The sequence below is a fragment of the Laedolimicola intestinihominis genome, from assembly GCF_040096155.1.
In the GTDB taxonomy this organism is placed as follows: Bacteria; Bacillota; Clostridia; order Lachnospirales; family Lachnospiraceae; genus Laedolimicola; species Laedolimicola intestinihominis.
Map to the genome: position 1 here is coordinate 1 of NZ_JBBMFE010000001.1, position 18,402 is coordinate 18,402.

Consider the following 18,402-nt stretch of genomic DNA (forward strand, 5'->3'; position numbering starts at 1 on the left):
TCTAACACAACCGGCCCCGCCGCGGCGGCGTCTGTTCTTCTTGCGTTTATCTGTGGTTTGGCGGTGTATCAGACCATGGGTTTTGTGTACGCCATTGCCGACGACGTGATTATGCGGGATATTGCGTCCGGAGCCTTTACCGGGACGCCGGACGGTCATCTGTTTTTTGTGCAGTACGCGCTGGGACGGACGATAAGTAGCCTGTACCGGATAAACGGCAGGGCAGACTGGTACGGCTTTTTTATGGCGGGCGCTGTATTCTTAAGTCTGGCAGCGATTCTTTACCGGGGTCTGGCAGCAAAAAAGAGCTGGAAATGGAAAGGTGTGTACTGCGTGGGCGCAGTCGGCGTGACGCTTACGGCCCTGCTTTCTCATGCGGCGCAGTTTGAGTGGACCATCAGCGCAGCGGCATTGGGCGCGGCGGCTTTGTTCCTTTATGTGTCCGCGGGGCGGCGTAAAACCGGTCTGGCCGACGGCGTATGGATCTGGATGCTTCTGATACTGACCTATGGGATCCGTTCAGACGTGTTCTTTATGGTACTGCCCGGTTTTGGTCTGGCTTTTCTGTGGAAAGCGTTTCAGAAAAATGAGAATGGAAATAAATGGAAAATAAATTTCCGGGAACTGCTGCTTCCGGTTCTGGTGTTTTTCGCCGTCGGTCTGCTGTTCCTGGTGGAGAAGAAGGCTTACAGCGGTCCTGAATGGGCGGAATTTCAGCGGTTCCAGAATGCGCGCTCGGAGGTTTATGATTATTACGGAGTGCCGGCCTATGAGGCGGATCCGGAATTCTTTGATGGACTTGGGATCAGCAGCGAGGAGGTACGGGCCCTGCGTCACTATGCCCTCTATCTGGTAGACGGCATGGATGCGCAGATGATGGAGAAGTTAAGCGTCGAAGCGCGGCGGCAGACAGACGGAGAGCCTGGCACAATGGCGAAAATAAAAGCGGCGGTAAAGCTGGCCGCGGAACAGTTCTTTTCTCCGGAATATCGGAACGTCAGCCTGTCGGTGGCGGTATTTTTCCTGCTGGCCGTGATATTGCTATGGAAACGGGAAAAACGGCTGTATCCTCTGCTCCTGTTGTACCTGTGCGCTCATGGCCTGTTGTGGCTGGCTCTGGGATACGCGGGACGGCTGCCGGAGCGAGTGGCATTTTCCCTGCATCTGGTGATGCTGGGGGCTTTTGGTGGTCTGTTTACGAGTCTTTGCGAAAAAGAGGAGGATCAGTGCCAGTGGCTTCGCCCGGTGGCCGGAATTCTCTGTATTCTGTCAGTCCTTACCGTGCTTTTGCAGTGGCAAAGCTCCACAGTCAGCAACCGGGAGAAGCTGGCCCTGGACAGCAGCTTTCAGACCTTTAAGAATGCATGCAAGGAAGAAACGGAAAAGCTCTATTTTATCGAAACCTATATGGCGGAGCCGGTGGGCGGCGCCCGGGTCGTGACCAATGGCAATTTCGCCCTGAACCGATGTCTGACCTTTGGCGACTGGTATACGGATTCCCCGCTGGATCAGAAGCGTTTCATGTCGCTTGGCGTGAAATCAGTGGAGCAGACCCTGTTTACCGATGAAAACGCGTACCTGGTGGCGCGCGATGTGGAGGATCCGGGCTTTCTGGCTTCCTGGCTTGCCTGGAAGAAGCCGGGGGCAGAGCTTACACTCACCGAAAATCGTGAGATAGACGGAAGAATGTACTATTTTTATCAGATACAGGAGTGAAACAGATGGACATAAGGACGAAAGGAGAAATGAACAGAGGATGGCGCGTCTTCGGCGCGATGCTGGCGGCATGTTTACTGACAGGCTGCTGGTTTCTCTTTGTATACAAAACCGTTCCCTTTATCTATGACATCAACGATGATGTGGCCATGCGGAATGTGGCGGCGGGCGTCATTACCGGCTCGCCGGACGCCCATCTTCTGCATATCAAATATCTGCTGGGCCTGGTGATAAGCGGTCTCTATCAGTGCTTCCCGGGGCTGGACTGGTACGGACTGACCATGATTGGCGTAGTGCTGCTGTCCTTTGCCCTCTGCCTGTACCGCGGTCTGGTATCTGAAAAAGGGATTTTCTGGAAAATCATATATGCGGCGACGGCATTGCTCCTGATGACGGCCCTGGGAACCCAGCATGTATCGGCGTTTCAATGGACGACGGCGGCGGGCATCGCGGGCGCGGCGGGCATCTTCCTGTTTTACACGGCAGGGGAAGGACCGGACTGGCAGATCCGGATGGAAGAAGGAATCGCGGTATTTCTGGTTCTGGTATCGCTCCTGATTCGTGACGACGTCTTTTTCATTACCGTTCCGGCAGCAGCCCTGTGTTTTTTGTGGAAATATGCCGCAAAAGGACAATGGAAATGTGGAAAAGTCACATTTCCGTTCCGCCTGAAGCACCTGTTTGTGCCGGCGGCGCTGGCAGTGGGCGTCCTGGTGATTCTGGCAGTGGAGGCCTTTGCCTACCGTTCCCCGGAATGGAGGACCTTCCGGAAGTATAATACAGACCGGGAAGCCATCATGGATTATTATGGGCTTCAGAATTACGAGACCGACCCGGCCATTTACGACGGGCTGGGTATTACGCCCGAGGAAGCGGAGAATTTACAACGCTATTCCCTGTATCTGGCGGACAATTTGTACCCGGAGAAAATGGCGGCGCTGGCCCGGCATGAGAAGGAGGCTTATACGGCTTCCCATCCGCTGAAGGAGCGTCTCTGTACAGCCTTTACGGAAATTTATGAGCATTTTACGAAGGATACCTATCATCCGGCCAATCTGATTGCCATCGCGGTCATTGCCCTGGGGCTTGCGCTCTGCGCGGCACGCTCCCGGCGAAGCCTGGGGTTGGGTTTAAGCTTTCTGGTGCTCTGGTTCGGTTACTGGGGCTATCTGGGCTACCGGGACCGTCTGCTGGAGCGTGTGGGCTTTGTGCTGTATTTTATGGCAATCTTCTTGTTCCTGGGAATCTGGTATCGGATTCAGGTACTGGGGGAGAACGACGACGGAACGGAGCGGCAGACAGACAGCGTGGGAAAAATCTGCCCCGGCAGCATCGTACTGACCTTCGGGATCTTTTGTGTCCTGACCCTGACGGCCGCGAACACCTGGCGGAGCGTGCAGTCTTACAATACAGGCCGCCGCGACTACAACCTGGAATTCCTGGATGTGAACCGCTACATGGCAGAGCATCCGGAAAATGTCTACTTTATGACGACCTTTTCCATTGAAACCTATACGGATAATTTTACCGTAAAGCGGGATTTCACCTTCAGTAACCTGCTTTCCGTGGGCGGCTGGCACACCTTCTCCCCGCTGGAAAACGCAAAGTGCGCGAAGCTTGGCATCACCGATCCGAAAAAGGATATTGTGACAAAGGATAATGTCTATGTGATTTCCCTGGAAAATATCAATCTGCGTTATATGGATCGATATTTTGAAAGCATTTACGGCGGGCAGTACCGGGGCAGAGAGCTGGCAGATACGCTGAATTACGGAGAGCAGAATTTTGAGGTGTATGATTTTACGGCGGAGGAGTGAGAAACGATGATTGGATTTAATGTAGCGCCCTTTACGGGAAAAGAATTTGATTATATCAGAGAGGCCATTTCCGCGGAGCATATCTGCGGTGACGGCATGTTTACGAAGAAATGCAGCGCCTGGATCGAGGAGAAGACCGGAACGGCAAAGGCTCTTCTGACCACTTCCTGCACCCATGCCACGGAGATGGCGGCATTGCTTCTTAATATTCAGCCGGGCGACGAGGTCATCATGCCGGCCTATACCTTTGTGTCCACAGCGGACGCGTTCGTGCTGCGGGGCGCAACGCCGGTCTTTGTGGATATCCGGCCTGATACCATGAACATGGATGAGAAGCTGATTGAGGCGGCAATCACAGAGAGGACGAAAGCCATCGTGCCGGTTCACTACGCGGGTGTGGCCTGTGAGATGGATACGATTATGGAGATAGCGAAAAAGCATCATCTGGCGGTTGTGGAGGACGCGGCCCAGGGCGTCTGCGCCTGGTATAAGGGACGGGCTCTGGGGACCATCGGTGATTACGGCTGCTACAGCTTCCATGAGACGAAGAACTTTTCCATGGGAGAGGGCGGTGCACTGCTGATTCGGGATCCACAGCAGATTGAAAACGCGGAAATTCTGCGGGAGAAGGGAACTAACCGTTCCAAATTTTTCCGCGGACAGATTGATAAATATACCTGGGTGAACTATGGAAGCTCCTATCTGCCCAGCGATATGAACGCAGCCTATCTGTGGGCTCAGCTGGAAGCGGCAGATCGCATCAATGGGGACAGAATGAAAACCTGGGATTTATACTGGGAAATACTGGAAAGCCTGAAAGAAGCGGGAAGGATTGAGCTTCCCTTTATTCCGGAAGGCTGTGAGCACAACGCGCATATGTTCTGGGTCAAGGCGGCAGATCTGGAAGAACGTACCCGGCTCATTGCCTTTTTGAAGGAGCAGGGAATTCAGACGGTATTCCACTATATTCCGCTGCACACGGCTCCTGCAGGCCAGAAATTTGGCCGTTTCCATGGGGAAGATCGATACACAACAAAGGAGAGCGAGCGGCTTCTGCGGCTTCCGTTGTACTATGGATTAAAGGAAGAACAGGTACGCTTCATAGCGGAAAAGGTAAAAGAATTCTATGGAAAATAAGAAAAAAATCGTCATAATCGGCGCCAACAGCTTCCAGAATCCGTTGATTTTGAAAGCAAAGGCCCTGGGCTATGAGACCCATGTATTCGCATGGCAGGACGGTTCCATCGGAGAGCGGACTGCCGATCACTTTTATCCCATCAGCATCGTGGAACGGGACGTTATCCTGGAAAAATGCAGGGAGATACAGCCCGACGCAGTGGCTTCCATCGGCTCCGATCTGGCCATGCTGACGGTCAACTATGTGGCCGGGAAGCTGGGGCTGCCCTGCAACAGCATGGAATGTACGGAGATCTCCACAAATAAATATGCCATGCGGAAGGCCTTTCGGGCAGCGGGCGTGCCGGTGCCGGGCTTTTACGAGGCGGACGCGGAGACAACAGCGGCGGATCTGAGCGGACTGAAGCTCCCGGTGATTGTAAAACCCACGGACCGTTCCGGCAGCAGGGGGATAACTAAGGTGGAAGAATGGGGACAACTGTCGGAAGCATTACAGGCTTCGGTGGATAACTCCTTCGAAAAGAAGGCCATTGTAGAAGAATACCTGACCGGTCCCGAATACAGCTGTGAATGCGTCAGCTGCCGGGGAAAGCATCATTTCCTGGCAGTCACAAAGAAGTACACCACAGGAGAGCCCCATTTCATCGAAACCGGCCACCTGGAGCCGGCACCCCTGACAGACGCTCAGAGAGAGGCCATTCAGAAGGCAGTCTTTGCGGGGCTCGACGCCCTGAAGGTGGAAAATGGCGCTTCCCACACAGAATTTAAGCTGGAGGGCGAGAGTGTCCGCATCATCGAAATCGGAGCCCGGATGGGCGGCGACTGCATCGGCTCGGATCTGGTGGAGCTGTCTACAGGCTATGATTTCGTACGGATGGTCATCGACGTGGCGGCGGGACGCGAGCCCTCTTTTGAGAAGGTGCGGGAACCGAAGACCGCGTACATCCATTTTATTTTCACGAAAAAGGATTTGGAACTGCTGGAGAAGTTAAAGAGAGAGATTCCGGAAAAGATACATTTTATCAGCGAGCTTACGGAGGTGCGTGAGGGCACCGTGACGGACAGCTCCACCCGGTTTGGCTATTTTATCCTGGCTTTTGAAAGCCTTACTGAAGCAAAGGAGTATGTAACCTTATGAAAAAGATTTCACCGAAATTAATTCTGGCGCTGCAGCTGGTGGTCATGCTTTACACCCTGTCCAGCGTGGCGGCGAAGATGGCCTCGGGCCAGTCGTTCTTAAGCCTGCCGTTTCTTATCTATTACGGCGTGGAAATCCTGATTCTGGGATTCTATGCCATCGCATGGCAGCAGATCATCAAGCGCTGCGATCTGTCCGTGGCCTATGCCAACCGTTCCATGGCGATTCTGTGGTCGCTGGTCTGGACTGTGATCTTCTTTCACGAGTCCCTGACGGTCAAAAATATCATAGGAGTGCTCATTGTTTTCGCAGGAACAATGATTGTGAACAGCGATGGTGAATAAATATATGCTTCTTCTGGTGGCGTCGGTCATTGTGGCGTCCCTGTCCCAGATTTTACTGAAAAAGAGCGCGTCCAAAACCTATACGTCGGTCATAAGGGAATACCTGAATGCCTATGTGATCATAGGCTATGGCATGATGGTGCTCTCCACGCTTCTGACCGTAGGCGGCTATGCCGGTCTGGAGTACAAGAATGGCGCGGTCATTGAATCGCTGGGCTTCGTTCTTGTGATGATTTTAAGCCGCCTGGTCTTCGGCGAGAAGATCACGAAAAAGAAGCTTCTCGGAAATGTGCTGATTCTTCTGGGGATCTTCGTATTTTACAGTTAAAACATCGGTTTATCGCAGCTGCTGTCCGCAGTCACAACCTGACGGATGGTGTACTGGGGCGCGTTGTTGATGCTGATATAGATACGGCCAATGTATTCGCCGATCATACCCAGCATAATCAGAATCAGTCCGCCCAGGAAAAAAATGGAAGCAATAATGGAGCTCCAGCCCATCTCAATGGAGCTGTCTACCAGCTTGCGGATAACCACATAGATTCCGTACAGAAAACCGATGCAGGCGCAGGCCGAGCCACAGAAGGTGGCGATTCGTAAGGGCTTTACGGAAAATGCGGTAAAGCCGTTGAACCACAGGGCCAGGAGCTTGCTGAAGGTATAGCCGGATTCGCCCACCATGCGCTCATGATGGGTCACGGGGACATTGGCGATGTTCCGGGTGGCACGGAAAATCAGGCCTTCGATATAGGGATAGGCATTTTCATAGCGGAGAATCTCATCGGCGATAAAGCGGCGCATGATGAAATAGCTGGTGACCCGGAGACCCTTTGGCTTACCAATCAGGCTTTCGGTCATACGCTCGTTCATCCAGGTGCCGAAATTGCGGAAGCCGCTGTGCATTTTGTGGGCGTAGGAGGCGTAGACCACGTCCCAGCCTTCCTTCATCTTGTCTACCAGAGTGAACAGCTCGCAGGCGGGCGTCTGGCCGTCGTCGTCCAGAGAAATGATGAGATCCCCGGTACAGTGCCGGTAACCGGCCATCAGGGCTGCGTGCTGGCCGAAGTTTTTGGCCAGATCAATGCCGGTGATATGGGAATCCGCAAGGGCAAGGGCGCGGATGCGCGGCCAGACTCGATCCGGGGAACAGTCGTTGACCAGAATGATTTCGTAATCATATTCCGGGCGCTGCTTCAGGGTTTCGCGGATTTCATTTACTACAATTTCAATTGTGGTTTCTGAGCCGTAGCAGGGAATCACAAAGGATAATTTTTCCATGTAAAATACTTCCTGTTTTCTTAAAATTTGACTGAGTTCAGTATAGCGTCTGCGGGAAGTCTTGTCAATCGGAGGCGAAGACGGTATACTGGTGCAGGTAACAGGAAAAAGACAGAGGAATTACGAATGAAAGATAAATTAAAGTGGCTGGCGGCATTTGCCATACCGGCTTTCGGGTATCTGATGTTTGAAACCACAACGGGGAATCTGCTGCATATCAGTTTTCCCAGAGCGGTTATCAATCTGCTTTTCTATTATTTCCTATACATACTGGTGTATCTGGCGGTGAACCGGTTTCGGGCAGCGGCTGCAGGAACGACGGTAGTATTGTATATTCTGGCGGCGGCAGATTATTATGTGCTGCAGTTTAAAGGGGCGCCTCTTCTTCTGCCGCAGGATCTGACAGCCTGGAGGACGGCGGCTGCAGTGGTATCCAATTATCACATCACGTTCGCAAAATCAGTGGCCTGCGGCGCAGTGCTTCTTATTTTGATGCTTCTGCTGATCTGGCGGCTGCGCATGGAAAAGCTGACCTGGAAAAAGCGCGGAATCGCGGCGGGCTGTTATGTGCTCTGTCTCACAGCCTGGCTGCTGGCTTTTTACAGATACGATATTAAATACACCCTGGCCGGAATTGACGACGATGTATTCTGGTGGAGCCTGGAGGGCAGCTATCAGGATTTCGGCTATGCCACCTCCACGGCTATTCTGGCGAAATCTATGATAATTGAGAAGCCAGCCGGATATTCCGTAAGCGAGGCAGCGCGAATCGGGGAAACGGTTTCTTACGAAAGCACGCCGGTTTCAGAGACCACTCCGGAGAATCTGATTGTGATTATGAACGAAAGCCTGTCGGATATGCGTGTTATCCGGGATTTTCAGACGAATCAGGAGTATTTTCCGTTTATCAGCAGTCTTACCGATAATACCATCCGGGGCAGTCTGTATGTGCAGGTGTTTGGCGGAGGAACCAGTAATACAGAGTATGAGGTTCTGACCGGCCACAGCATGGCGCTTCTGCCTTATGTAATCAGCGCGTACCAGGCTTACTGCCATCCGGAGGAATACGGTATGGTCAGCACATTAAAGGCCCAGGGCTATACCGCGGTGGCCATGCATCCCAATATCTCGGGAAACTGGAATCGGAAAAATGTATATCAGTATATGGGATTTGACGAATTCATTTCCAGCGGCGGATTCCAGGAGGCGGAGCGGCTTCGCAATTATGTCAGCGATCTGGGAGATTATCAGCGGCTGATAGAACGTTACGAGGAAAAGGAGCCGGGAGAAAAGCTGTTTGTGTTTAATGTAACCATGCAGAATCACGGGGGCTATGAGGAAGCATTTCCGGATTTCCGGCAGGAAATACAGGCCGGAGGCGATGTGGCAGGATACGAGCAGGCGGATCGCTATCTGTCGCTGATGAAAAAGTCAGATGAAGCCTTTGCCTATCTGCTGGATTATTTTTCACGGGTGGAGGAACCGACAATGATCGTGATGTTTGGCGATCATCAGGCTGCCATTGAAAATGGGTTTTATGAAGCATTGTATGGAAAATCCATGAAAGAGCTGACAGCGGAAGAAGCGGATAAGCAGTATGTGACGCCATTTATCATCTGGACCAATTATGAGCTGGAGAGTCAGGAGATAGACAAAATCAGCGCCAATTATCTGGGGGCGAAGATTCTCGAGACGGCCAACCTGGAACTCACAGATTATGATAAGCTGCTTCTGAAGACCTGGGACTCGGTTCCTGCCCTTACGAAAAATGGTTACTATCTGGCGGATGGCAGCTATACAGCCTGGGGCAAAAATACGGAAAAGCCGGAGGAGCTGTTGGATTATCAGAAGCTGGAATACAATGCCGTGGCGGATCGGAAAAACCGAATCGACGAACTCTTTACTATCACACCTTAGGAGATGACATGAAAAAAAAGTTCATAATAACAGCGCTTCTCATCCTGGCGGCCGGCGTCGGAGGATATGGGCTTCATCAGTATCTGTATGTGGAGGCAATCACGGACGTCCAAATCTTAAATATGCCGGAGGACGGATATACGCTCACCCGCTATACACAGGAAGCGCGGACGCCCATTGCGGCAAAGGCCGGGACGCGAAATAAGCTGGCGGATACGGCGCTTCGCTATGAGTCCTCCGACCCGGTGGTGGCGGAGGTGACGGATGAGGGCGTATTGGTTGGACACACGCCCGGCACAACGGCTGTGCGGGTGACTGCTGTCGGAAATCCGAAGGTGTATACGGAGGTGCCGGTAACGGTGGTACAGAAGGCTGTCCGCATGGAAGTCTCCCTGCCGGAGGAGCTTCCGGCCAATGAGTACTATTATCTGGTGCATCGGGGGGACAGCGTATCCTTTCAGCTAAAGCCCACACCGGCCAACGCGCAGGTGGAAAATGTCACCTATGAAAGCAGTCGTCCGGATGTGGCCTACGTGACGGAGCGTGGCGAAATCCGGGCGTTCAAGGGCGGAACTACGCTGGTCAGCGTCTACTGGACAGGACCCTACACGCCGGAGGGACAGAAGGAGCTGCTGGGTGAATTCTGGCTGAATGTGTGCCGCCGGGGCGATCACGACAGCCTGGCCCGCCACGAAATCCAGTGGTATGAGGAAAGCTGCCTTATTGCCCATGCCCTGGGAAATGCGGGCGAGTATAAATACACGAATACCCGGGACGCCCTGGAGGAGTCCATTTCCGAAGGCTTCAAAATCATCGAGGTGGATCTGGCCAAGACGTCTGACGGTGAGATTGTCTGCCGCCACAACTGGAAGAAGGATACCTTCGACGTGTCCTATGACGGGCACATTCCGGATCTGGCCACCTTTGAGCGGGAAAAATACTACGGAACCCTGACGACACTGACGGCCAGAGGCCTTCTGGAAATCTGGTCGGAGCATCCGGAGCTTTATTTTATCACCGATGTGAAGCAGGATGAAAACACCGATTTGCCCGAGGTCATGGAGAAATTTGTGGCCCTGGCCAGGGAAATGGGACAGGAAAAACTGCTGGATCGTCTGATTGTGCAGTTGTATAATGCGGAAGATTATGATAAAATCAATGCGATTTATTCCATGAAGCACTGGCTGTTTACCTTCTATCAGCTGCCGAAGACGACGGAAGCAGAGGAAGCGGCGGCCAAATACTCCAAGGAGATGAATTTCGGAGCCTTCACGGTGCCGGTCAAGTGGAAGAAGACCGCCTACTTCGTGAACCTGGCGGCGGACAATAAGCTGGATATGTTTGTCCATGTGGTGGACGAGCCGTCGGAGATCCGAAAATATATGAAAAAGGGCGTGTACGGCTTCTACACCGATTACTGGAGCCCGCGCGCCTTAGAAGAACTGAGAGAAAGTGGAGAATAGTACGAAATGAAAAAATTATTCGGACAGATTGTAAAATTTGGAGCCGTGGGCTTCCTGTGTTTCTTTATTGATTACTTTATTATGGTGGCTTTAACTGAGCTGGTGGGAATCCCATCCTTTATTTCCAGTGCATGCTCCTACACCATTTCTACCGTAGTCAATTACATCTTAAGCATTACCGTAGTCTTCGACGCGGATAAGAATGCCAATAAGACGGCCCAGTTCGGTATCTTTGTAGTCTTAAGCCTGATTGGCCTTGGTATCAACCAGCTCCTTATGTGGGCAGGTACCGGCTGGCTGGAGGGTCTGATGGATCAGAGCAGCCTGCTGGCGGCATATTCCCGTTACGCGTACATGGTAGTGAAGATTTTCGCGACCGCAGTGGTGATGGTTTACAACTTTATTACACGTAAAATTTTTATCGAAAAGCACTGAGCAAAATAAGCGCTTGCAGAAAGGAGCAGATATGAGGGAGAAAAGGATAGCACTGGCTGTCTGCCTTGTGCTGCTCCTTATCAGTTCCGTCTGGCTGATAAGGTTTCCGGTGCCGGCATCTGCGTTGGATTCCCAGGTGCTGACTGTCAAAAAGGCGGAGAAGCTGATGAAAAGCCTGACGCCGGTAGAAGGGGAGAAACGGCTGCTTACCGGGCTTTATTTCGCGGACGGAGAGCTGCCCTGCGATGTGGAGAGCCGGACCTGGTACATTCCGGTGGACATGGACAATTCCGCCTGGGAGAGCGGAAGCTTCACAGGAGCGGACGGCGTTGAGCTTTATCTTCTGGATAATCCGCTGCTTGATGATAAGCAGGAGGCCGTAAAGACCGGTAAGGCCTATCGGCTGCTGGCGGTGAAGGGCGGTAATTATGAGATCGTACAGGTGGTATTTTCAGGACTGCCCATGATAAGCCTTACGACGGACAGCGGCGAGGAGATCCGCTACGACGAGATCTACGGAACCATGCGGTTCTATGCGGCGGACACCAAGGAAAACTGGGTGACGGAAAGTGTCATGAGCGCCCATATCCGGGGTGGCTCCAGCCGCCTGAACCCGAAGAAATCCTACAAAATGACCCTGTACAGACAGAACCAGATCGGCGCGGGCACTTTGCGGAAAAACAAGCTGTCCTTCCTGGGAATGCGGACTGACGACGAGTGGCTGCTCTATGCCATGTACAGCGAAGACTCGAAGGTACGTGATAAACTTTCTCAGGATATATGGAACGAATCAGGCGCTTTGGGTATTGAATCGACGGGTTTTTATGGCTATCATATGGAATACATTGAGGTCTTTCAAAATGGGGAATACCGCGGTATCTACGGTCTGATGGAGCCGGTGGACTACAAGCAGCTGGGTCTGACCAAAGAAAACGGAAAGAATCCGGAGGAGTATCTGTACAAGCAGAAGGATCCGGAGGTCTATGAGCTGAAGGGAAATCACAGCGCGGATGATGAAGCCCATCGGGAAGTCCTCGACACATACCTTGCATATCTGGGGGCAGACGACGAGACCTTTGCGGCCCATATCGGGGAGTTGATCGATGTGGATAACGCGCTGGACGTCTGGCTCTATCTTCAGGCTGTCATCGGCATGGATAATATTCAGCGGAATATCTTCTATCCGGCGGTCTGTGCGGACGACCGGTATCAGATTCGTTTCATGCCCTGGGACATGGATTATACCTGGGGAAATGTACACGATTTTGATGCGGGGAACCGTACCAGGTTCTCGGAAGACATTCTGACCATGCGCATCGCCTGGAAAATAGGCGACCGTCTGGTGAAGCTTGACGTGGACGACGCCCGGGCGAAGGTCACGGCCAGATGGAAGGAGCTGCGGGAAAGCGTCTATTCCGACGGGTGGCTCTGTGAGCATATAGATACGTATGCCCACAGCGTGGTGGATTCCGGAGCCTTTGAGCGGGATCAGGCTATTTGGGAAAATGGCGGACATAATTCCGACTATGAGAGCCTGAAAGAGCTTGCCTGTGCTCGGATGGCCTTTCTGGATGAGCAGATGGCCGATCCGCTTTCCTATCTGGATTTGGAGGAGTATGTGGAGTGAAAAAGAAGATAGCGCTTCTTTTAAATTTGATATTGCTTGGCTGCTGCCTCACAGGCGTCTTCTGCTGGCGGTTCCTTACGCCGGCACTGGGCTATCGGAGCGTGGACGCGGAGGATATAAAGGCCATGAAAGCGACTCATACGCAGGCGGCGGAGCCGTTTTTTACGGCGTTGGCGTTTTCCGGAGAGCAGCTGCCCTATGACAGCGCCACCTCGACCTTCTATCTGCCTCTGGATATGGAGACGGACGTATGGGAGAGTGGGGAGCTTAGCTCCCTCGATAAGAGCGTGCAGCTCCTTTTTGAGGAAGATATGGCCGACACGGACAAGCAGGAAGCCATCCGGACGGGAAAAGCCTTCTGTTTCTATGCAGTAAAGGATGGGGAATATCAGGTCTGTCAGGTGGTGGCCACCGGCCTTCCGGTCATTTCTATTGAGACGGCAGAAAGCGCGGACACAGAAGTTTTTGGCGGAAGCGCCTTTTTCTGGGATAATACCACCAAGATAAACTGGACCTCATCCAGCATTCTGGAGGCCCATATCCGCGGCAATACCAGCCGCATGTATCCGAAGAAGGGGTACAAGCTGACCCTGAAAAAGCAGAAGAAAAGCGGCGATATTGTAGCAGATAAAAAATCTCTGTTCGGCCTGCGTTCGGATGATGAGTGGATTCTGAACGCCATGTATACAGATTCTTCCAAGATCCGCGACAAGCTGAACGCGGATCTCTGGAGTGAAATCGGCGCGGTGAGAAGCGATTTCCCAAGCGCTTATTTCGGCACCCGGATGACCTATGTGGAGGTTTTCTTCAACCACGAATACTGGGGACTCTATATGCTGGCGGAGCCGGTGGATTCCAAGCAGCTGAACCGCGCGAAGCTGAACGAGGGCAAGGCGGAGGAGTATTCCTACAAGTCCGTGACGCCGCAGACCCTGCCTACGGAGGAGCTTCTGAATCAACCTGAGTATGGTCAGAATCTGGACGGCTATGAGCTGAAGGGCAAGCGGGATACGGTGGGGCGTTCCGATTGGGAGCCACTGCTTGACTATCTGAAGCTGCGGGATCTGACCACAGATGAAGAATTCCGGGAGACGGCCTCGGCTCTTACGGATCGGGAGGGTGCTCTGAACGTCTGGATTTTCCTTCAGGCGGTGCTGGGCATTGACAACCGCGGAAAAAATATGTATTATGTGGCAAAGCAGACTGCGAGCGGTCCGAAGCTGTACTTTGCGCCCTGGGATATGGATATTACCTGGGGAGACGCCTTAAGTGAAAATGAGGACGGAGACAGCGTGTGGAAGGTAGGGCTGTTTACCGGTCTTTATTCCGAGCGGATCAACTGGGCCTACGGCGACCGTCTGGTGGAGCTTGACGTGGACGAAACAAGAGATTATGTAAACCGGACATGGAAGGAGCTGCGGGCCGGCGTTTTCTCAGAGGAAAATCTGACGGAGCGTATCGACGGCCTTGTACATCAGGTGCAGGATTCCGGCGCTTACACAAGGAATGAAGAACGCTGGCCGGACAGCAGCAGCGGACAGAATTACGACCTGTTCAAGCGGATGGCCTTTTATCGGTTTGGCATCCTGGATTATTATTTTAACGGCAATCTGGAGGAATACATGGGGCTTGGATACGAATAGGCCCCGCTCTAAAGGAGAAAACATGGATTATCGGCATGAATTAAAGTATGTGATTACGGCGGCGCAGCAGGCGCTTCTGGAAAACCGGATTCAGGGTTTGATAAAGCCGGACAGTCACGTGGGCGCGGACGGTATGTATCACATCCGCAGTCTGTATTTTGACGATTACTATAACAGCTATTATAAGGAAAATGAGATCGGCAGCGATCCGAGAGAAAAATTCCGGATCCGCATCTACAATGCCGGTACGGGGCGTATCAGCCTGGAACTGAAGCGGAAAGAACACGGCATGACCCAGAAGCTTTCCTGCCGCCTGACCGAGGAGCAGTGCAGGGAGCTGATGGCCGGAAGACCTATTCCAATGGATCCTTCTTATCCGCCGGTATTGCAGAAGCTGAACCTGCAGATGAGGACGAGACTCTTAAGACCCCGGATTATCGTAGAGTATGACCGAATTCCCTATGTGGATCCCCTGGGCAACACCCGTATTACGCTGGATCTGAATATCCGTTCTTCCAGCTATACGAGCCTGTTTCTGACGGAGCAGCCGCCCATGCGGCCCATTATGCCGAAGGGGCGGAATATTCTGGAGGTCAAATACGACGAGTTCCTGCCGGATTACATATACCGGAATCTGCAGCTTGACAGCTTACAGCAGACGGCATATTCCAAATACTACCTATGCAGACGGTACTCCTTCACGGGGATACCGGATTAAAATAAAGAATTCATAAAAAGACTATGGAGGATATGAAAAATGGGATTTAAAGATGTATTCAAAAAGTCATTTCTCGAAGGCTTTACCAGCATGGACATTTCTGCCGGACGGATTATGGCGACCTTTGCAGTGACCTGTATTCTGGCCTGCTATGTATTTCTGATTTACCGCCTGGTGACCAGAAAGTCCTTTTATTCCAAGGGCTTCAATGTGTCTCTGGCAGCCATGTCCGTGATTACTGCGGCCATCATTCTGGCTATGCAGTCCAACCTGGTAATCTCCCTCGGTATGGTCGGCGCCCTGTCTATTGTGCGTTTCCGTACCGCCATCAAGGATCCGATGGATCTGGTGTTCCTGTTCTGGTCCATCAGTATCGGTATCATCTGCGGCGCAGGTCTCTATGAGGTAGCGCTTCTGACCTGTCTGGTGGTGACGATTCTGATTCTGGTGTTGGAGAACCTGCCGGCTTCCAGAGCACCCATGATGCTGGTGGTCAATGTGACCGATGCGGATAAAGAGGACGCGATTCTGGATATCGTAAAGAAATACAGCCGTTTCTACAAAGTAAAATCCAGAAACCTGACAGCAGGCGCCCTGGATATGGTAGTCGAGGTACAGGTGAAGGAAGAGGGCGCCTTTGTGAAAGAGGTCGCTGCGGTGGATACCGTAATGACAGCTTCCCTGATTGCCCACGACGGCGAGGTAACTTTCTAAATATGGGAAAAATCATGCGGCTTGGCGGGCGCGGACTGCGGTATATAAAGCAATACGGGCTCGCCCGGCTTTATCGGAAGATTATGGAGCGAAGGCGACGGAACGCAGCCGAGGCCGGTTACAATGACTGGCTTCTGAAACAGCTTCCGGACGCGGAGGAGGACGCGCGCCAGCGGGAAAAGAGGTTCGCGTATGAGCCGTGCATCAGCATTCTGGTTCCGGCTTATGAGACGCCGGAGAACTTTCTGCGGCAGATGATCGACTCCGTACTGGAGCAGAGCTATGGAAACCTGGAGCTGTGTATTGCCGATGGCAGTCCTTCCGATAAGGTCGAACAGACAGTAAAAGAATATGAAAAGAAGAATTCCCGGATAAAATATCGGCATCTGACGGAAAATCTGGGAATTTCTGACAATACCAACGCGGCGCTTGCCTTGGCGACCGGCGATTATGTGGGCCTTTTGGATCATGACGATCTGCTGCTTCCGGGGGCTCTTTTTGAGATCGTAGAGGCACTCAACGAGAGCGGCGGCGCAGACGCGGTTTATACGGACGAGGATAAGGTCAATATGGAACTGACCCGTCATTTTCAGCCCCATTTCAAGCCGGACTTTAATCAGGAATATCTGCGAAGCAATAATTATATCTGTCACTTTTTCGTGGTACGGCGCTCCATTGCCCTGGAGGTTGGGGGGTTTCGGGAGGAGTTCGACGGAGCCCAGGATCATGACTTTATCTTCCGCTGTACAGAAGAAGCAGAGCAGATATTGCATGTGGCGAAGGTGCTGTATTCCTGGCGCAGCCACGAGGCATCTACGGCCACGAACCCCGAGAGCAAGCTTTATGCTTATGAAGCGGGAAAGCGGGCGGTGTCGGCCCATCTTGCCCGGACCGGACGCATGGGAACCCCGCAAAATACGGATAATTACGGCTTTTACCGGGTCTGCTATCCGGGCGCTCCATCTATCTTAAAGAATTCTTTCGAAAAATTTGATGGACAAACAGGTGTAAACGTTGTATATTATGGTAAGGTATGTAATATTTCCGTAACAATTAACTCGGAAGATCGTTATGTGCTTTTTATGCATGTTCGGAATCAGAGACAGAAGCATACGTGGGTAAACGCGCAGTTTTATGAGGCGCTGAAAGCCTGTTGTGACCGTCCCGATACGGGGCTGGCCTGCGCGCGGGTGTACGACGCGCGGAAGCGGCTGGCAGGCGATATCCGGATGCGCGGTGTGAAGGACCCCTTTTCCGATGGAATGAAGGGTCTGAAATACGGATATACCGGATACAATCACCGGGCGGTGCTGCAGCAGGAGCTGGAGCAGCCGACGGACTGCTTTATGGTGCAGGCGGATATCTTAAAGACCTGTGTGCCGGAGGGCGGAGAGGTGTCTGTGGAGACGCTGGCGGCGAAGCTTACAGAATCCGGTTACCATATCTACTATGAACCCTGGGCGGTGTTGTATGAAGGCTGACAGTCAGGTATCCATTGTGATACCCAATTACAATGGAATGGCTTTTATGGAAGCCTGCATGCAGGCGGTACTCCGGGACGCGCCGAAAGCGGAGCTTATCGTGGTGGACAATGCGTCAAAGGACGGAAGCCTCGAATATACCAGAGAGCATTTTCCGGAAGCGCGTGTGCTGGCCATGGATCAGAACTACGGGTTTGCCCGGGCAGTCAATGAAGGCATCCGGGCGGCGACGCGGCCCTACGTGATTCTTTTGAACAATGATACCGAGGTGGAGCCGGGCTTTACGGACGCATTGGTGGGGGCTCTGGAAGCAGATGTGAGGGCATTTTCAGCCCAGGCCAAGCTGATTCAGCTTCAGGATCCGTTGAAGCTGGACGACGCGGGCAATTTTTACTGCGCCCTCGGCTGGGCCTTTGCGAGAGGAAAAGATAGGCCTTCCGCAGATTATGAAGAACAGGACGAAGTATTCGCGGCCTGTGCGGGAGCGGCGGTCTACCGGAAAGCGCTTTTTGAAGAAATCGGGTATTTTGACGAAGCTCATTTCGCCTATTTGGAGGATATCGACATCGGCTGGAGAGCGCGTATCTTCGGATACCGGAATCTCTACGTACCAAAGGCCAGGGTATTGCACGCCGGAAGCGGAACCAGCGGTTCCCGTTATAATGAATTTAAGGTGACATTAAGTTCACGGAATAATATATGGATTATCTATAAGAATATGCCCCTGCTTCAGCTGGTGCTGAATCTGCCGTTTTTGCTGGTGGGATTTGGGGCAAAGCAGTTGTTTTTCTGTAAGAAGAAGCTGGGCGGCACTTACGCCCGGGGGATTCTTAAGGGAATCTGTACCTGCGACCGGGAGAAAAAGGTCCGCTTTATGTGGAAGCATTTCCCGGCGTATGCCAGACTCCAGTGGGAGCTCTGGCGGAATATAGCGAGAAAAGTAATCGTTTAGTACAGGCTGAAGCACTTGCTGC

At 52.5% G+C, this 18,402-nt stretch carries 16 protein-coding genes; 15 read left to right on the forward strand and 1 reads right to left on the reverse strand.

Annotation, left to right across the window (positions count from 1 at the left end; all coding sequences use genetic code 11):
- The 6 genes from WMO29_RS00005 to WMO29_RS00030 all read left to right on the forward strand — a co-directional run.
- Positions 1–1,716, forward strand: a 1,716-nt coding sequence (locus WMO29_RS00005) for a hypothetical protein (protein ID WP_349163233.1), incomplete at its 5' end; no start/stop codon positions are given.
- A gap of 29 nt (positions 1,717–1,745) precedes the next feature.
- Positions 1,746–3,533, forward strand: coding sequence for a hypothetical protein (locus tag WMO29_RS00010; protein ID WP_349163234.1), 1,788 nt, complete (start codon positions 1,746–1,748; stop codon positions 3,531–3,533).
- Between the two features lie 6 nt (positions 3,534–3,539).
- Positions 3,540–4,670 (forward strand): dTDP-4-amino-4,6-dideoxygalactose transaminase, encoded by a 1,131-nt coding sequence (gene rffA, locus WMO29_RS00015; protein ID WP_349163235.1) that lies wholly within the window; start codon positions 3,540–3,542, stop codon positions 4,668–4,670.
- On the forward strand, positions 4,660–5,808 hold the full coding sequence (locus tag WMO29_RS00020; protein ID WP_349163236.1) for an ATP-grasp domain-containing protein: 1,149 nt from the start codon (positions 4,660–4,662) through the stop codon (positions 5,806–5,808). The genes rffA and WMO29_RS00020 overlap by 11 nt, the downstream gene beginning before the upstream one ends.
- Positions 5,805–6,152, forward strand: coding sequence for an EamA family transporter (locus WMO29_RS00025; protein WP_178038463.1), 348 nt, complete (start codon positions 5,805–5,807; stop codon positions 6,150–6,152). The genes WMO29_RS00020 and WMO29_RS00025 overlap by 4 nt, the downstream gene beginning before the upstream one ends.
- Positions 6,142–6,480 (forward strand): EamA family transporter, encoded by a 339-nt coding sequence (locus WMO29_RS00030; protein ID WP_349163237.1) that lies wholly within the window; start codon positions 6,142–6,144, stop codon positions 6,478–6,480. Before WMO29_RS00025 ends, WMO29_RS00030 begins: the two co-directional genes overlap by 11 nt.
- Here the strand turns inward: WMO29_RS00030 and WMO29_RS00035 are convergent.
- Positions 6,477–7,430 (reverse strand): glycosyltransferase, encoded by a 954-nt coding sequence (locus WMO29_RS00035; RefSeq protein ID WP_178038461.1) that lies wholly within the window; start codon positions 7,428–7,430, stop codon positions 6,477–6,479. The two genes, WMO29_RS00030 and WMO29_RS00035, sit on opposite strands and share 4 nt — an antisense overlap.
- A gap of 126 nt (positions 7,431–7,556) precedes the next feature.
- Between WMO29_RS00035 and WMO29_RS00040 the strand changes: the two genes are divergently transcribed.
- Genes WMO29_RS00040 through WMO29_RS00080 form a run of 9 tightly spaced genes read left to right on the forward strand, consistent with a single transcriptional unit; the run spans position 7,557 to position 18,380 of the window.
- Positions 7,557–9,347, forward strand: coding sequence for an LTA synthase family protein (locus WMO29_RS00040; protein WP_349163238.1), 1,791 nt, complete (start codon positions 7,557–7,559; stop codon positions 9,345–9,347).
- An 8-nt stretch (positions 9,348–9,355) separates the two neighbouring features.
- On the forward strand, positions 9,356–10,810 hold the full coding sequence (locus WMO29_RS00045) for a glycerophosphodiester phosphodiesterase family protein (RefSeq protein WP_349163239.1): 1,455 nt from the start codon (positions 9,356–9,358) through the stop codon (positions 10,808–10,810).
- Between the two features lie 6 nt (positions 10,811–10,816).
- Positions 10,817–11,245, forward strand: coding sequence for a GtrA family protein (locus tag WMO29_RS00050; RefSeq protein ID WP_178038458.1), 429 nt, complete (start codon positions 10,817–10,819; stop codon positions 11,243–11,245).
- Between the two features lie 31 nt (positions 11,246–11,276).
- Complete coding sequence (locus tag WMO29_RS00055) at positions 11,277–12,872, forward strand: CotH kinase family protein (RefSeq protein ID WP_349163240.1); 1,596 nt, start codon at positions 11,277–11,279, stop codon at positions 12,870–12,872.
- Positions 12,869–14,515, forward strand: coding sequence for a CotH kinase family protein (locus WMO29_RS00060; protein ID WP_349163241.1), 1,647 nt, complete (start codon positions 12,869–12,871; stop codon positions 14,513–14,515). The genes WMO29_RS00055 and WMO29_RS00060 overlap by 4 nt, the downstream gene beginning before the upstream one ends.
- 22 nt (positions 14,516–14,537) lie before the next feature.
- Positions 14,538–15,233 (forward strand): polyphosphate polymerase domain-containing protein, encoded by a 696-nt coding sequence (locus WMO29_RS00065; protein ID WP_349163242.1) that lies wholly within the window; start codon positions 14,538–14,540, stop codon positions 15,231–15,233.
- A 39-nt stretch (positions 15,234–15,272) separates the two neighbouring features.
- A complete protein-coding gene (locus WMO29_RS00070; protein ID WP_178038454.1) occupies positions 15,273–15,947 on the forward strand; it encodes a DUF4956 domain-containing protein in 675 nt (224 codons plus the stop codon).
- Between the two features lie 2 nt (positions 15,948–15,949).
- Entirely contained in the window at positions 15,950–17,428 is a 1,479-nt protein-coding gene (locus tag WMO29_RS00075; protein WP_349163243.1) for a glycosyltransferase family 2 protein, read from the forward strand.
- Positions 17,418–18,380 carry a glycosyltransferase family 2 protein gene (locus WMO29_RS00080; protein ID WP_349163244.1) on the forward strand — a complete coding sequence of 321 codons (963 nt, stop codon included), beginning with the start codon at positions 17,418–17,420 and terminating at the stop codon, positions 18,378–18,380. Before WMO29_RS00075 ends, WMO29_RS00080 begins: the two co-directional genes overlap by 11 nt.
- The last annotated feature ends 22 nt before the right edge of the window (positions 18,381–18,402 follow it).

What these genes read in the sequence shown, in the direction of transcription:
- WMO29_RS00010 (WP_349163234.1), top strand. Translation starts at nt 1,746, where the DNA reads ATGAACAGAGGATGGCGCGTCTTCGGCGCGATGCTGGCGGCATGTTTA.
- rffA (WP_349163235.1), top strand. Translation starts at nt 3,540, where the DNA reads ATGATTGGATTTAATGTAGCGCCCTTTACGGGAAAAGAATTTGATTAT.
- WMO29_RS00020 (WP_349163236.1), top strand. Translation starts at nt 4,660, where the DNA reads ATGGAAAATAAGAAAAAAATCGTCATAATCGGCGCCAACAGCTTCCAG.
- WMO29_RS00025 (WP_178038463.1), top strand. Translation starts at nt 5,805, where the DNA reads ATGAAAAAGATTTCACCGAAATTAATTCTGGCGCTGCAGCTGGTGGTC.
- WMO29_RS00030 (WP_349163237.1), top strand. Translation starts at nt 6,142, where the DNA reads ATGGTGAATAAATATATGCTTCTTCTGGTGGCGTCGGTCATTGTGGCG.
- WMO29_RS00035 (WP_178038461.1), bottom strand. Translation starts at nt 7,430, where the DNA reads ATGGAAAAATTATCCTTTGTGATTCCCTGCTACGGCTCAGAAACCACA.
- WMO29_RS00040 (WP_349163238.1), top strand. Translation starts at nt 7,557, where the DNA reads ATGAAAGATAAATTAAAGTGGCTGGCGGCATTTGCCATACCGGCTTTC.
- WMO29_RS00045 (WP_349163239.1), top strand. Translation starts at nt 9,356, where the DNA reads ATGAAAAAAAAGTTCATAATAACAGCGCTTCTCATCCTGGCGGCCGGC.
- WMO29_RS00050 (WP_178038458.1), top strand. Translation starts at nt 10,817, where the DNA reads ATGAAAAAATTATTCGGACAGATTGTAAAATTTGGAGCCGTGGGCTTC.
- WMO29_RS00055 (WP_349163240.1), top strand. Translation starts at nt 11,277, where the DNA reads ATGAGGGAGAAAAGGATAGCACTGGCTGTCTGCCTTGTGCTGCTCCTT.
- WMO29_RS00065 (WP_349163242.1), top strand. Translation starts at nt 14,538, where the DNA reads ATGGATTATCGGCATGAATTAAAGTATGTGATTACGGCGGCGCAGCAG.
- WMO29_RS00070 (WP_178038454.1), top strand. Translation starts at nt 15,273, where the DNA reads ATGGGATTTAAAGATGTATTCAAAAAGTCATTTCTCGAAGGCTTTACC.
- WMO29_RS00075 (WP_349163243.1), top strand. Translation starts at nt 15,950, where the DNA reads ATGGGAAAAATCATGCGGCTTGGCGGGCGCGGACTGCGGTATATAAAG.
- WMO29_RS00080 (WP_349163244.1), top strand. Translation starts at nt 17,418, where the DNA reads ATGAAGGCTGACAGTCAGGTATCCATTGTGATACCCAATTACAATGGA.